11 protein-coding genes and 2 pseudogenes are annotated in these 14,271 nt (G+C 62.9%); 7 read left to right on the forward strand and 6 right to left on the reverse strand.

Annotated features, from left to right (window positions below; genetic code table 11):
* Positions 1-172: 172 nt before the first annotated feature.
* From GA0061105_RS18095 to groES, 3 genes are all read right to left on the reverse strand, one after another.
* Positions 173-619, reverse strand: a complete 447-nt coding sequence (locus GA0061105_RS18095) for a hypothetical protein (RefSeq protein ID WP_092751956.1) — start codon at positions 617-619, stop codon at positions 173-175.
* A 669-nt stretch (positions 620-1,288) separates the two neighbouring features.
* Positions 1,289-2,926 carry a chaperonin GroEL gene (gene groL, locus GA0061105_RS18100; RefSeq protein WP_064693968.1) on the reverse strand — a complete coding sequence of 546 codons (1,638 nt, stop codon included), beginning with the start codon at positions 2,924-2,926 and terminating at the stop codon, positions 1,289-1,291.
* Between the two features lie 70 nt (positions 2,927-2,996).
* A complete protein-coding gene (groES, locus tag GA0061105_RS18105; protein WP_004675403.1) occupies positions 2,997-3,293 on the reverse strand; it encodes a co-chaperone GroES in 297 nt (98 codons plus the stop codon).
* Positions 3,294-3,669: 376 nt separating this feature from the next.
* Between groES and GA0061105_RS18110 the strand changes: the two genes are divergently transcribed.
* The 4 genes from GA0061105_RS18110 to GA0061105_RS18130 all read left to right on the forward strand — a co-directional run bounded on the left by GA0061105_RS18110 (position 3,670) and on the right by GA0061105_RS18130 (position 9,468).
* Positions 3,670-4,518 carry a TIGR01459 family HAD-type hydrolase gene (locus GA0061105_RS18110; RefSeq protein ID WP_092751958.1) on the forward strand — a complete coding sequence of 283 codons (849 nt, stop codon included), beginning with the start codon at positions 3,670-3,672 and terminating at the stop codon, positions 4,516-4,518.
* Positions 4,519-4,532: 14 nt separating this feature from the next.
* Positions 4,533-5,516 carry a bifunctional riboflavin kinase/FAD synthetase gene (locus GA0061105_RS18115; RefSeq protein WP_092752250.1) on the forward strand — a complete coding sequence of 328 codons (984 nt, stop codon included), beginning with the start codon at positions 4,533-4,535 and terminating at the stop codon, positions 5,514-5,516.
* A 284-nt stretch (positions 5,517-5,800) separates the two neighbouring features.
* Positions 5,801-8,707 (forward strand): isoleucine--tRNA ligase, encoded by a 2,907-nt coding sequence (gene ileS / locus GA0061105_RS18125; protein ID WP_092751960.1) that lies wholly within the window; start codon positions 5,801-5,803, stop codon positions 8,705-8,707.
* 131 nt (positions 8,708-8,838) lie between these two features.
* Positions 8,839-9,468 (forward strand): hypothetical protein, encoded by a 630-nt coding sequence (locus tag GA0061105_RS18130; RefSeq protein WP_064693971.1) that lies wholly within the window; start codon positions 8,839-8,841, stop codon positions 9,466-9,468.
* Positions 9,469-9,709: 241 nt separating this feature from the next.
* On the opposite strand, the gene GA0061105_RS18135 is transcribed toward GA0061105_RS18130, so the two are convergent.
* Entirely contained in the window at positions 9,710-10,147 is a 438-nt protein-coding gene (locus GA0061105_RS18135; protein ID WP_064693972.1) for a nucleoside deaminase, read from the reverse strand.
* Positions 10,148-10,237: 90 nt separating this feature from the next.
* Here GA0061105_RS18135 and GA0061105_RS18140 point away from each other — a divergent pair, with 90 nt between their 5' ends.
* The 3 genes from GA0061105_RS18140 to GA0061105_RS18150 are packed head-to-tail and all read left to right on the forward strand — an operon-like array spanning position 10,238 to position 13,580.
* Entirely contained in the window at positions 10,238-12,142 is a 1,905-nt protein-coding gene (locus GA0061105_RS18140; RefSeq protein ID WP_064693973.1) for a pseudouridine synthase, read from the forward strand.
* Positions 12,123-12,683, forward strand: a complete 561-nt coding sequence (rsmD, locus tag GA0061105_RS18145; protein WP_064693974.1) for a 16S rRNA (guanine(966)-N(2))-methyltransferase RsmD — start codon at positions 12,123-12,125, stop codon at positions 12,681-12,683. Before GA0061105_RS18140 ends, rsmD begins: the two co-directional genes overlap by 20 nt.
* A gap of 15 nt (positions 12,684-12,698) precedes the next feature.
* Complete coding sequence (locus GA0061105_RS18150; protein WP_092751962.1) at positions 12,699-13,580, forward strand: patatin-like phospholipase family protein; 882 nt, start codon at positions 12,699-12,701, stop codon at positions 13,578-13,580.
* On the opposite strand, the pseudogene GA0061105_RS18155 reads toward GA0061105_RS18150, so the two are convergent.
* Together GA0061105_RS18155 and GA0061105_RS32875 are read right to left on the reverse strand one after the other, a co-directional pair.
* Positions 13,569-14,046, reverse strand: a pseudogene (locus GA0061105_RS18155) (EVE domain-containing protein). The gene GA0061105_RS18150 and the pseudogene GA0061105_RS18155 sit on opposite strands and share 12 nt — an antisense overlap.
* A gap of 26 nt (positions 14,047-14,072) precedes the next feature.
* Positions 14,073-14,261 (reverse strand): annotated as a pseudogene (locus tag GA0061105_RS32875) (VOC family protein); the annotation flags it as partial.
* Between the last annotated feature and the right edge of the window lie 10 nt (positions 14,262-14,271).

Raw genomic sequence — 14,271 nt, forward strand, 5'->3', positions numbered from 1 at the left:
CGCCTGGGAAATCGCGGACCAGCCCCTCATCCGGCTGCCGCCACCTTCTCCCCGCTTGCGGGGAGAAGGGAATATGCCGCGACCTTCAGCGTTTCACTGGCCGTTCGTCGGGCACGTCCCCTCTCCCCGTCAGAACGGGGAGAGGGTTAGGGTGAGGGGCAACTATCCCAGCCTACTGCCGGCTTGTGATCTGCCTTGCACCTTCGAGCTTGAAGCGCGGGAAGACGAAGAGGCCGACCATGCTGCCGCTGTATTTTTCCTCGAGCCCGCTCGACTCGCCCATGCAGAACAGCGGCTGGCGCAAGCCGTTCGGCATGATGACCGTCGTGGAAAAGCAGAAGGAGGAGCAGTGCGTCGCCGCCTGCTCGAACAGTTCCAGCACGCGGGCGCGATCCTTGACGTCGTAGCAGCGGATCAGGTTCAGCAGCCCGCATTCCTCGGCGGAGAGGCCGTGCAGCATTGCGCTCCATTTGCCAAGACGGATCAGGCCGCTCGAAAAATCTCCGGTCCAGCTTTCGGAAACCGACAACTGCGCCAGCATCTGGTGATTTTGATGATTGTCGTTCAGCGAGCCGGTCATCAAGGGCACGGCTGCATTGGCTTTGGCGATCTTAAACAAGGCGTTCCCCAGTTCGGATGCGGCTCCTCCGCCGCACGCTCGGCAAACACAAAGAAACAGGATCATGGGACAGCGGGCATAATGCCCGCGCCTAAACCGGCGATCGTTGCAGCCATTCGAGTCTCCGGACCTGAGTCCTTAGAACACGCATCTGTGGCGTCGCCTTCCCGCGCTCGTCTGTCAGCGAAAATGATCACCGGGAGCGCTTCAATTGCAGCGCGGATTTATAGGAGCTTTTGCACGAACGGCAACGGCTTTTTGAGACTATTCGGATCGGCATTATTTGTGGCAGATGTCGGGACCCCACACTCTTCGGCCGGAAGTGCCCCGTTTTCAGCGCATTTCAACCGGTTCGCGCCCCGGGAAGCAATCTCTCGCGCACGTCCCGGAATTGGAAAATAAGCAGCGACGCAAGCCTGGCGAAAGCTTCGGCGCCGGCCGACGCGCTGCACGGCATAAAATGGCGCACAATGGATCGAATCGCACCCGGCAAAGGAAAAGGGCGACCCGAGAGCCGCCCTTCCTGTTCCGGATGTGCCGGAATGGATGTCAGTGCAGGCTTTCGCCTATCACATCATGTCCATACCGCCAGTTCAGCGCGCTTGACGCGCTGAACCACTTTAGGTGATGGGCGGTTTCATGGACGATGTTGCGATAGGCTGTCGCCTATCACATCATGTCCATACCGCCCATGCCGCCCATGCCGCCCGGCATAGCCGGAGCGTCCTTCTTCGGCAGCTCGGCGATCATAGCTTCGGTGGTGATCAGCAGCGATGCGACGGAAGCGGCATCCTGCAGGGCGGTGCGAACGACCTTCACCGGGTCGATGATGCCCATGCCGATCATGTCGCCATATTCGCCGGTCTGGGCGTTGTAACCCCAGTTGTCCTGATCCTTGTCGAGGATCTTGCCGATGACGATCGAGGCTTCATCTCCAGCGTTCTCGGCGATCTGGCGGGCCGGAGACTGCAGAGCGCGGCGAACGATGTTGATGCCGGCTTCCTGGTCGTCGTTGACGCCCTTGGCCGAGATCTTGACGGAAGAACGGAGCAGGGCAACGCCGCCGCCCGGTACGATGCCTTCCTGAACGGCAGCGCGCGTCGCGTTGAGGGCGTCGTCGATGCGGTCCTTCTTTTCCTTGACTTCGACTTCCGTCGAGCCGCCGACGCGGATGACGGCAACGCCGCCTGCGAGCTTGGCAAGACGTTCCTGCAGCTTTTCGCGGTCGTAGTCGGAGGTGGTTTCTTCGATCTGGGCCTTGATCTGGGCAACACGGCCTTCGATGTCGGACTTGGCGCCCGAACCGTCGACGATCGTGGTGTTTTCCTTGGAGATCGAAACCTTCTTGGCGCGGCCGAGCATGTCGAGCGTGACGCTTTCGAGCTTGATGCCGAGATCTTCGGAGATGACGGTGCCGCCGGTCAGGATGGCGATGTCTTCGAGCATGGCCTTGCGGCGGTCGCCGAAGCCAGGCGCCTTGACGGCAGCGATCTTCAGGCCGCCGCGCAGCTTGTTGACGACGAGCGTTGCAAGAGCTTCGCCTTCGACGTCTTCAGCGATGATGAGGAGCGGCTTGCCGGTCTGGACGACGGCTTCGAGAACCGGCAGCATCGACTGCAGGTTCGAGAGCTTCTTCTCATGGAGGAGAATGAAGACGTCTTCGAGGTCGGCAACCATCTTTTCCGGGTTGGTGACGAAGTAGGGGCTGAGGTAGCCGCGGTCGAACTGCATGCCTTCGACGACTTCGAGTTCGGTTTCGGCGGTCTTGGCTTCTTCAACCGTGATGACGCCTTCGTTGCCGACCTTCTGCATGGCTTCGGCAATGTCGAGACCGACCTGACGTTCGCCGTTTGCCGAGATCGTGCCGACCTGGGCGACTTCTTCCGAAGTGTTGATCTTCTTGGCCTTGGCCTGGAGATCCTTGACGACTTCCGCGACGGCGAGATCGATGCCGCGCTTCAGGTCCATCGGGTTCATGCCGGCGGCAACGGCCTTGGCGCCTTCGCGAACGATCGCCTGGGCAAGAACGGTTGCAGTCGTGGTGCCGTCGCCGGCGATGTCGTTGGTCTTCGAAGCGACTTCGCGGACCATCTGGGCGCCCATGTTTTCGAACTTGTCTTCGAGTTCGATTTCCTTGGCGACGGAAACGCCGTCCTTGGTGATGCGCGGCGCGCCGAAGGACTTGTCGATGATGACGTTACGGCCCTTCGGGCCGAGCGTGACCTTCACTGCGTCGGCGAGAATGTCGACGCCGCGCAGCATCTTTTCGCGCGCGGTGCGGCCAAACTTGATTTCTTTAGCTGCCATGTTTGTGTCTCCTGAATTCGATTTGTTCGGGCAGTAAGCCCGTCAGTCATTTCGGAAGCGCGTCGGCCGATCAGCCGATGATGCCCATGATGTCGGCTTCCTTCATGATCAGAAGGTCTTCGCCGTTGATCTTGACTTCGGTTCCGGACCACTTGCCGAACAGCACGCGGTCGCCAGCCTTGACGTCGAGAGCGACGACCTTGCCGGACTCGTCACGAGCGCCGGAACCGACGGCGACGATTTCGCCTTCCTGCGGCTTTTCCTTGGCGGTATCGGGAATGATGATCCCGCCCTTGGTCTTCTCTTCGGACTCGACGCGACGAACGACGACGCGGTCGTGAAGCGGACGGAAATTGGTGCTTGCCATTGTCTAATCCCTCGATCGAATGACATTCGCGGACCGGAGTGGCCCACATGGATAAGTGTTAGCACTCCTCTAAGGTGAGTGCTAGCGCTCGAGCATTTAGGGATGGCTCCGAGAGGAGTCAATGAGAGCAATCACGAATTTTTGTGCCGGAATTGTGAAGGGGCGGCGAAATATCGGAGATTGCAGCCAAAATAATGTTCAGCCGTTGCGCCTCGCAAAGCCCGCGGCCTCTCGCCAAGATGGGGCCGCCAATCGCTTGCCCGTCCATCATCGCCGGATTGCCGGCGGTCTTGCATGCCGAGGTGAAGAAAATGCCTTGCCATCGCCTTGCGCCTTTGCAATGTCACCGGTGACTGAAGCAAATCGGGAAATGGGAATGGCCAAGCGGATAGGCAACTTCTCGGAGATCACGGATCGCTATGACGTGGTGCTCTGTGACGTCTGGGGTGTGGTTCACAACGGCGTCGATCCGTTTCCGAAGGCGGCCGCAGCCCTTCAAGCGGCACGCGAGAGCGGCCTTGCAGTCGTGCTCATCACCAATTCGCCGCGCCTTTCCTGGCAGGTGGTCGAGCAGCTGCGCCATATCGGCGTCCCCGACGGCGCCTATGACAGGATCGTTACCTCCGGCGACGTCACCCGCGGGCTGATCGCCGAGGGGCCGAAGACGGTCTTTCTGCTCGGCCCCGAGCGCGACAAGGCGCTTCTCGAAGGCATCGGCGTCGAGCGCCGACCGGCGGGCGAAGCGCAATCGCTCGTCTGCACCGGCTTCTTCGACGACGAGACCGAGAAGCCCGAGGATTACACCGACATGCTCCTGGATTTTCAGGCGCGCGACGTGCCGATGATCTGCGCCAATCCCGACCTCGTCGTCGAGCGCGGCCATCGCATCATTCCTTGCGCCGGCGCCATGGCCGCCTATTACGAGCAACTGGGTGGCAAAACCCGCATTGCCGGCAAGCCGCACCGGCCGATCTACGAAGCGACGCTTGCGGCCGCCCGGGAGCTTCGGGGCGATTTTCCGATCGACCGTGTGCTGGCGATCGGCGACGGCATGCCGACGGATGTGCGCGGCGCCTTGAATTACGGCCTCGATCTTCTCTACATCAGCGGCGGTATCCACGCCAAGGAATACACCCTGAACGGCGAAACGGACGAGGCGATCCTCAATGCCTATCTCGATCGGGAAAACGCCGCGCCGAAGTGGTGGATGCCGCGCCTTGCATGAAGAGAAGCCAGCCGATGACCGTCTTCCACCGCAATGAAACCCGGGAACCCTTGCCCGCCCATCTGAAGGGCGGGGTCATTGCCATCGGCAATTTCGACGGCGTGCATCGCGGCCATCAGTCGGTGCTGAGCCGCGCACTCGACATCGCCAAGGCGCGCGGCATCCCTGCCTTGGTGCTGTCCTTCGAGCCGCATCCGCGCACGGTCTTTAGGCCGCAAACGCCGGTCTTCCGGCTGACGCCCGCGCCGCTCAAGGCCCGCATCCTGGAGACGCTCGGTTTCAATGCCGTCATCGAATATCCTTTCGACTACGAATTTTCGCAGCGCTCGGCCGACGATTTCATCCATTCGATCCTCAAGGATTGGCTCGGCGCCTCCGAAGTCGTCACCGGCTTCGATTTCCATTTCGGCCGCGGCCGCGAGGGCGGTCCCGCCTTCCTGATGAATGCCGGCCAGACCTATGGTTTCGGCGTCACCCTGATCGATGCCTTCCGCGACGAAAACGCCGATGTCGTCTCTTCGAGCCACATCCGCGCTCTGCTGAAGGATGGCAATGTCAGCGAGGTAGCCGGCATGCTGGGCTATCGCTATACGGTTGAGGCCGAGGTGATCGACGGCGAAAAGCTCGGCCGACAGCTCGGTTTTCCCACCGCCAACATGCGCCTGCCGCCCGAGGCCGAACTCGCCGCCGGCATCTATGCCGTCCGCTTCCGCCGCCAGGACGGAACGCTCCACGATGCCGTGGCGAGCTACGGCCGCCGCCCGACGGTGACGGAAAACGGCGCGCCGCTGCTCGAAAGCTACCTTTTCGATTTCAGCGGCGATCTCTACGGCCAGCTCTGCGCCGTCTCCTTCTTCGGCCATATCAGACCCGAGCTGAAATTCGACGGCCTCGATGCGCTCGTCGCCCAGATCAAACGCGACGAGGAGGAGGCAAGGGCGCTACTGGCGGGTGTGGCGCCGCTCGGTGAACTTGATCGGAAGCTTTGTTTCCCTTAAATTTTGCTACAGCTCGCGCTATTCCGCACAGGCCGAATCGGCCGTAACCTGGATTATCGGCCTGCTATTTCTTCTCTTCCTTTTCCCGGCAAAAACGCCTATGAACCGGCGCTATGACGAAATTTCGGCTGGCGATCACGATGCGAATTATCGGCCCGGCCTTCCGCGCGCGCTAAGCGGCCGGGAGGTCCGGGTTTTTGGCGCTTGGACACGAGCGCTTCCGTCACCAGCTTTTTCACGCCCGTAGCGCCCCTTTCCGGGCCGCCAGAAACGATTGTCCCGATATGACCGACACCGCCGAAAAGATCGATTACTCGAAGACCCTCTATTTGCCCGAAACCGACTTCCCCATGCGCGCCGGCCTGCCGCAGAAGGAGCCGGAGCTCGTCAAGCGCTGGCAGGAGATGGATCTCTATAAGAAACTACGCGCCTCCGCCGCCGGCCGCGAAAAATTCGTCCTGCATGACGGCCCGCCCTATGCCAATGGCAACATCCATATCGGCCATGCGCTGAACAAGATCCTCAAGGACGTCATCAACCGTTCGTTCCAGATGCGCGGCCGTGACGCAAATTACGTGCCCGGCTGGGATTGCCACGGCCTGCCGATCGAATGGAAGATCGAGGAGGAGAATTACCGCGCCAAGGGCAAGGCCAAGCCCGACCTCAGCGAGCCGTCGGCGATGATCGAGTTCCGCCGCGAGTGCCGCGCCTATGCCGAAAAGTGGATCAAGGTTCAGGGTGACGAGTTCCAGCGCCTCGGCATCGTCGGCGACTTCGAAAACCCGTATCTGACGATGAATTTCCATGCGGAAAGCCGCATCGCCGGTGAGCTCTTGAAGATCGCCGCAAGCGGTCAGCTCTATCGCGGCTCCAAGCCGATCATGTGGTCGGTGGTCGAACGCACTGCGCTTGCCGAAGCCGAAGTGGAATACCATGACCATGAGAGCGACACGATCTGGGTGAAGTTCCCGGTCGAGAAGGGCCCCGACAGCGTCAAGAATGCCTTCATCGTCATCTGGACGACCACGCCCTGGACGATCCCCGGCAACCGGGCGATCGCCTATTCCTCGCGTGTGGCTTACGGCCTTTATGAGGTCACCGCTGCGGAGAACGATTTCGGCCCACGTCCGGGCGAGAAGCTTGTTTTCGCCGACAAGCTGGCTGAGGAATCCTTTGCCAAGGCGAAGCTGCAGTACCGGCGACTTGTCGATGTTACGGCTGCCGATCTCGCCGCCATCACCTGTGCGCATCCGCTGAAGGGTCTCGACGCCGGCTATGAATTTGCCGTGCCGCTGCTCGAGGGCGACCATGTCACCGACGATGCCGGTACGGGCTTCGTCCACACGGCGCCGAGCCACGGCCGCGAGGACTTCGATGTCTGGATGGCGCATGCCCGTGAGATCGAGGCGCGCGGCATCGAGACCAAGATCCCGTTCCCGGTCGACGACGGCGGCTTCTACACCGCAGATGCCCCCGGCCTGGAAGGCGCGCGCGTCATCGACGATAATGGCAAGAAGGGCGATGCCAACGACCGTGTCATCAAGGCGTTGATCGAACGCAGCGCGCTCTTTGCCCGTGGTCGGCTGAAGCATCAGTATCCGCATTCCTGGCGCTCGAAGAAGCCGGTGATCTTCCGCAACACGCCGCAGTGGTTCGTCTATATGGACAAGACGCTGCCGGATGGAACGACGCTGCGCAGCCGGGCCCTCGGCGCGATTGACGACACCCGCTTCGTACCGGCCGCTGGCCAGAATCGTCTGCGAGCGATGATCGAGCAGCGCCCGGACTGGGTTCTCTCCCGTCAAAGAGCATGGGGCGTGCCGATCTGCGTCTTCGTCGATGAGCACGGCGAAGTCCTGAAGGACGAGGCCGTCAACCAGCGCATCCTCAATGCCTTCGACGTGGAAGGCGCCGACGCCTGGTTCGCCGAAGGCGCCAAGGAGCGCTTCCTCGGCAACGAGCATGACCCGGCCAAGTGGACGCAGGTCATGGATATCCTCGACGTCTGGTTCGACTCGGGCTCGACGCATACCTTCACGCTGGAAGATCGCCCGGATCTGAAATGGCCGGCCGATCTCTATCTCGAAGGGTCTGACCAGCATCGCGGCTGGTTCCATTCCTCGCTCTTGGAATCGGCTGCCACGCGCGGCCGCGCCCCTTACGACGCCGTCCTCACCCATGGTTTCACCATGGACGAGAAGGGCGAGAAGATGTCGAAATCGAAGGGCAACGTCACCTCGCCGCAGGAGGTGATGAAGGACGCCGGCGCCGACATCCTGCGTCTTTGGGTCATGACCTCGGACTATGCCGATGATCTTCGCGTTGGCAAGACGATCATCCAGACCAATGTCGATGCCTATCGCAAGCTGCGCAACACCATCCGCTGGATGCTCGGCACGCTGGCGCACGACAAGGGCGAGGTCATCGCGCTCGCGGATCTGCCGGAGCTGGAACAGCTGATGCTGCACCGCCTCTCCGAGCTCGATCGGCTCGTGCGCGAAAACTACGACGCCTTCGACTTCAAGAGGATTGCCCGCGCATTGATCGACTTTGCCAATGTCGAGCTCTCGGCCTTCTACTTCGACGTCCGCAAGGATGCGCTCTATTGCGATGCGCCCTCCAGCCTTCGCCGCCGCTCGGCCCTCTATGTCATCCGCATGATCTTCGATTGTGTGGTGACCTGGCTTGCGCCAATGCTGCCGTTTACGACGGAAGAGGCGTGGCTCTCGCGCAATCCCTCGGCCGTCTCGGTGCATCTGGAGCAGTTCGCCCCGGTCGCCAGGGAATGGCGCAACGATGCGCTGGCCGAAAAGTGGAAGAAGATCCGCGCGATCCGCAGCGTCGTGACCGGCGCGCTCGAAATCGAGCGCAAGGACAAGCGCATCGGTTCCTCGCTGGAGGCGGCCCCCGTCGTCCATGTCGCCGATGCGGAGCTTCGCAAGGCGCTCGAAGGCCAGGACTTCAGCGAAGTCTGCATCACCTCTGATATCACGATCAAGGCCGATGCCGGCCCGGCCGACGCCTTCCGCCTGGCCGAGGTGGCCGACGTCGCGGTCATTCCGAAGCTTGCCGAAGGCGTCAAATGCGCCCGTTCCTGGCGCATCACGACCGATGTCGGTTCCGATCCGGATTATCCCGACGTCTCGGCACGTGACGCTGCCGCCCTGCGCGAACTCGGCATCCGCGGCTGAAGATATTTGCCGGGTGAATTGCCTTTGCGCTGTTCATCCGGTAAAAGCTGCCTGAAAATGGCCGGATTTTTGCGTCAGGGGGACGGTTGTCCGGTAGGGCGACGATTGCACCGGTGGCTGGAAGGGTTTTCATGTTCGCAACGCATTGGTTCCGTGTAGGCGCCTGCCTGTCTGTTGTCATGGCGGGTTGCTCGCTTGTATCCAGCTGCGCCAGCAGCCCGACATACGGCACCGACAAGACCGCCATGGAGCAGTTGACCGACGATCTCGGCCAATCCGTGTCGCTGACCGGACCGGACCCGAAGAACAAGGGCGTCAAATATACGCCGCGTCCGACGCTGGTGCTGCCTGCCCAAGGGCAGCGCGAGACCCTCGTCGCGCCGCAGCCGACGGTGGCCAGCAAGGACAATCCGCAATGGCTTGAATCGCCGGAGGAGACCCGCGCTCGCCTCGTTTCTGAGGCTGACGCCAACTCGGATAATCCCAATTACCGCTCGCCGCTGGCGAGCTCCGCCATCGAAGGCGGCCGGCGCACGACTGAAGCCCAGACCCAGGCCTATCGCGAGGCCCGCGCCCTGCAGAAGGGCTCCTATATCGATCAGCGCCGCTATATTTCCGATCCGCCGCCCGGTTACCGCACCGTCGACGATCCGGCAAAGCTCGACGATCTCGGCGAACCCGAGCTCAAGAAGCAGAAGAAGCGCAAGAAGGATGCGGCGATCGCCAATTCCGGCAAGCAGTGGTGGAACTTCCTGCAGTAGCAGCTTTTATCGGCGTGTAGCCCATGCTTTTCGGTTGGTTCGAGTTCATCGATATCACCGGACCAGCCCCTCATCCGCCTGCCGGCACCTTCTCCCCGTAAACGGGGGCGAAGGGGGACAGCCGGAGCCTCTCCGTTCCCCACCAATATCTCGCAGGGCACGTCCCCCGTTAGGGTGTCAACGCAAACTATACAGCAGTGGCGCGGGCAGGGATGACGGCATTGCGCGCAGGCCCTGAGAACTACGGCGCCTCTCGCCGTTCCGCAAAGAATTTCCGCAAGATCTCGGCCGACTGGACCTCGTTGATGCCGGAATAGATCTCCGGGGCATGGTGGCAGGTCGCTTGTGCATAGAATCGCACGCCATTGTCGACGGCGCCGCCCTTTGGGTCCTCGGCTCCGTAATAGAGCCTGCGGATACGCGCAAACGAGATGGCTGCCGCGCACATGGTGCAAGGCTCCAGCGTCACATAGAGGTCGGCGCCGGTCAGGCGCTCCTGTCCAAGCGCCTCGCAGGCAAGCCGGATTGCGGCGATTTCGGCGTGCGCAGTGACGTCTTTGAGCTCGCGCGTGCGGTTTCCCGAGCTGGAAACGGCAATATCGTCGACAACGACGACCGCGCCGATCGGCACTTCGCCGCGTTCTCCGGCGGCGCGCGCTTCTTCAAGCGCCATCTCCATGAAACGATTTGTCTTCACGATCGCACGAATTTCCACTTAACCGCAGATGCGTGACCTGATAGACAGGCCCAAAAGGCAGGCAAACAGCAAATGACACCCAAAGACAAGCCAAAACGCCCGGGCGCGAAGCCCTTTTCACGGGATGCCGGGCCAAAGGCCGGCCCAAAGCCGGGCGGCGCAAAGCCGGCAAAGGCCGCAGCCGCGCGCCCGTCGGTGGCCGAAACCGACAGCGAGACCAAGGCGGAACGCATTTCCAAGGTGATGGCGCGCGCAGGCGTCGCCTCCCGCCGCGACATCGAACGCATGATCATGGAAGGCCGTGTGACGCTGAACGGCAAGGTTCTCGAAACCCCCGTCGTCAACGTCACGCTTGCCGATCGCATCGAGGTCGACGGCGTGCCGATCCGCGGCATCGAGCGCACCAGGCTCTGGCTTTATCACAAGCCGGCGGGCCTGGTGACCACCAATGCCGATCCGGAAGGCCGCCCGACTGTTTTCGACAATCTGCCGGAAGAACTGCCGCGTGTCATGTCGATCGGCCGTCTCGACATCAACACCGAAGGCCTGCTGCTGCTCACCAATGACGGCGGTCTCGCCCGCGCTCTCGAGCTGCCGGCGACCGGCTGGCTTCGGCGCTACCGCGTCCGCGCCCATGGCGAGATCGATCAGGAAGCCCTCGACAAGCTGAAGGACGGCATCGCCGTCGACGGCGTGCTCTACGGCTCGATCGAAGCAACGCTTGACCGGACGCAGGGCTCGAACGTCTGGATCACCATGGGCCTTCGCGAAGGAAAGAACCGCGAAATCAAGAACGTGCTCGGCGCCCTCGGCCTCGACGTCAACCGTCTGATCCGCATTTCTTATGGGCCGTTCCAGCTCGGCGACCTGCCGGAGGGCCATGTCATCGAAGTGCGCGGCCGCACGTTGCGCGACCAGCTCGGCCCGCGTCTGATCGAAGAAGCCAAGGCGAATTTCGACGCGCCGATCTACAATGCGCCGGCTGTCGCCGCCGAGGACGAGGAAGAGGCCGCGGCGCCGGAAAAGCGCGAGCGGCCGCGTCGCCAGGAGGACAAGCGCGAGCGGGCGCTGAGCCGCCTCGACACCAAACGTGACGACCGCCACGGCGGGCGCAGAGACGACGAGCGCCGCGACGGCGGCCGCAGGGATGACGACAAGCCGAAGCGTCCCCAGCCGCTCGGCCAGCGCCGCAGCGCCAATGTGTGGATGGCGCCGGGCGCCCGGCCGCTCGGCGAAAAGGCGGCGGCCAAGGCCGCAAAGAATGCGCAGACCGCGCGCCGGCGCGGCGAGCAGCCAGGCGCAAAGAACAATGCTTTCGATCGTATCGAGGATCGTCCGCGCACGCAGATCAACCGTGTGCGCGAAGAGGATGGCGAATGGATCCGCTCGAGCGAGCAGCCTCGCCGCAAGGATGAGGACGAAGGCTTTGCCCGCAAGCGCGGCTTCGGTGACCGTCCTGCTCGCGAAGACCGCGGTTTCGGCGATCGTCCGTCGCGTGGAGATCGCCCCTTCGGCGACAAGCCGCGCGGCGACCGCAGGCCGCGGGCGGATGGTGACGAGCGACCTCGCGCCGCCAGAGCCTCCGCCGGCGAGGGCCGGTCGGAGCGTCCACGTGGCGATCGTCCGTTCGGCGACCGTCCTTCACGTGGAGATCGACCCTTTGGCGGCAAGCCCCGCGGCGATCGCAGGCCTCGCGAGGATGGCGACGAACGCCCCCGGGCAGCCAGAAGCTTTGCCGGCGAGGGCCGCTCCGAGCGTCCGCGCGGAGAGAGATCCTTCGGAGACAAGCCTTCGGGGGATAAGCCACGCGGCAAGAGCTTTGCGGGGAAGCCCGGTGGGCCCAAGAAGTTTTCCGGCAAGCCGAAGGGCGCCAAGCCGGGCGGTGACAGGCCGGGTGGCGACAGGCCCGCAGGCGGGCCGTCCAGAGGTGGTGCCAAAGGAAAGGGAATGACGCGCGGTGCGGATCGTCGGCGGTGAGTTTCGCGGACGGCCTCTCGCCGTGCCAAAATCCAACGAAATCCGGCCGACTGCAGACCGGACGCGCGAGAGCCTGTTCAACATCTTGAGCCATGCCTATCCGGAATGCGTCGACGGCACCCGGATACTCGACCTTTTTGCCGGAACCGGCGCCGTCGGCCTTGAGGCCGTCTCGCGCGGCTGTCGTCATGCGCTGTTCGTGGAAAACAGCGTCGAGGGGAGGGGGTTGCTCTGGGAAAACATCGATGCGCTCGGCCTGCACGGCCGCACCCGCATCCTGCGCCGCGATGCGACCGATCTCGGCAGCGTCGGCAATCTCGAACCGTTCGACGTGCTTTTTGCCGACCCGCCCTATGGCAAGGGCCTCGGCGAAAAGGCGATGGCGGCGGCCGCCGTTGGCGGCTGGTTGCGGCCGGGCGCGATCGCGGTGCTTGAAGAACGCGCCGACATTGTCGTTTCGGTCCACCCTTCCTATGTTTTCCTCGAAAGCCGCATCTTTGGCGATACGAGGGTGCATTTCTTCCGATATCAGCCGCAATAGGCGCAGGGGCGGGGCGTGCAGCAGGCAGAGATCATCAGTCCGAAACTGCCTGCGATCAGCGATTTGCCAACGGTCGCGGTCGCCTTCGGCGGCGGCGGTGCACGCGGCCTGTCCCATATCCATATCATCGAGACGCTCGATGAACTCGGCATCCGCCCGGTGGCGATTGCGGGTTCGTCGATCGGCGCCATCATGGGAGCCGGCATGGCCGCCGGCATGTCCGGCGCCGAAATCCGCGAACATGCGCTGGCAACCGTCGGCAACAAGACGGCCGTCGTCGCCCGCATCTGGGGCATGCGGCCGACAACGGTGCGCGATGCGGTCGCCAAGGGCATCCGCATCGGCCAGTTCAATCTCGAGCGGATCCTGAAAGCTTTCCTGCCCACCGAGCTGCCGGCCCGCTTTGGCGATCTGCTGGTGCCGATGAAGGTCATCACCACGGATTATTATGGGCAGAACGAGGTCATCATCGAAGAGGGCGAGCTGTTTCCCGCACTCGCCGCCTCTTCCTCCATTCCCGCCGTTTTCATGCCGGTGCGCCTGCGCGGACGCGTGATGATCGACGGCGGCATCAGCAATCCGGTGCCCTATGAATGCCTGATGGATCTCGCCGACATCGTCATCGGCATCGATGTCGTCGGCGCGCCGGAAGGCGACGGCACCCATATCCCGAACCGGATGGAGAGCATTTTCGGTTCGGGCCAGCTGATGATGCAGACGGCGATCTCGCTGAAGCTGAAGCTTTGCCAGCCGCACATCTTCCTGCGCCCGACGGTCGGCCGCACCGGCGTCATGGATTTCCTCAAGGCCCGCGAAGTGCTGGCCATGTCCGTCGGCGTCAAGGACGAGCTGAAATTCGCCCTCGACCGCGAGATCGAGGCGCGGCTAAAGCGCTAACGTCCCCTGCACCGGTACCATTGTCCGCGTCCAGGCGACAGGCATGAGCGGTTCAGCGAGCATCGCCTCGGCAATGAGTTCGGCATCGTCATTGTCGATTTCGAAGAGACCAAAGCGCAGTCGATAGCCCCAGCCGGCCCGATCGCTTGTGAACGACAGCCGGCCGAGCAGTGGCCGGATCGGTGTTTCCGTCGCCCGCCACCACGCGACATCCCGCCTCCAAGGGCGGAAGCCGTGGTGAGCCTCCACCTGATATGCCGCCGTTTCCTCGACCACGCCCATGGCCGTGAACGCCTGTAGGCGATCCTTGCCGCCGAACGTTTCGGTCGGCGAATAGTAGATCACGCGGTCGCCTGGCGCGCTCCGCTTGAGCGGAGCGGCCTTGCCGTGACAGACTTGCATGAACCCGGCAGCGCGGCCGATGGACATGGTTTGCTGATGCAACAGCGATCCAGCTGCGGGACATGGTTCAGTCCTCCGCCACGTTGAATCGCCCGCAGCAGCCGGCGCCGGCTCGACGGGCGCCTTGCCCCACAGCCCGAGCGCCAGGCCGGAAGACAGGATGAACATGGCGAAGGTCGGGCTCGACTCCACCGGATCCAGCCCGAGCAGCCGCGCATAAAATTTGGCGCTCTTCGGCGCGTCGGTTACGAAGAGCAGAATGCTGTTGCTGTCGATCACGGTAAGCCTC

Source organism: Rhizobium aethiopicum (genome assembly GCF_900094625.1).
Lineage (GTDB): Bacteria > Pseudomonadota > Alphaproteobacteria > Rhizobiales > Rhizobiaceae > Rhizobium > Rhizobium aethiopicum.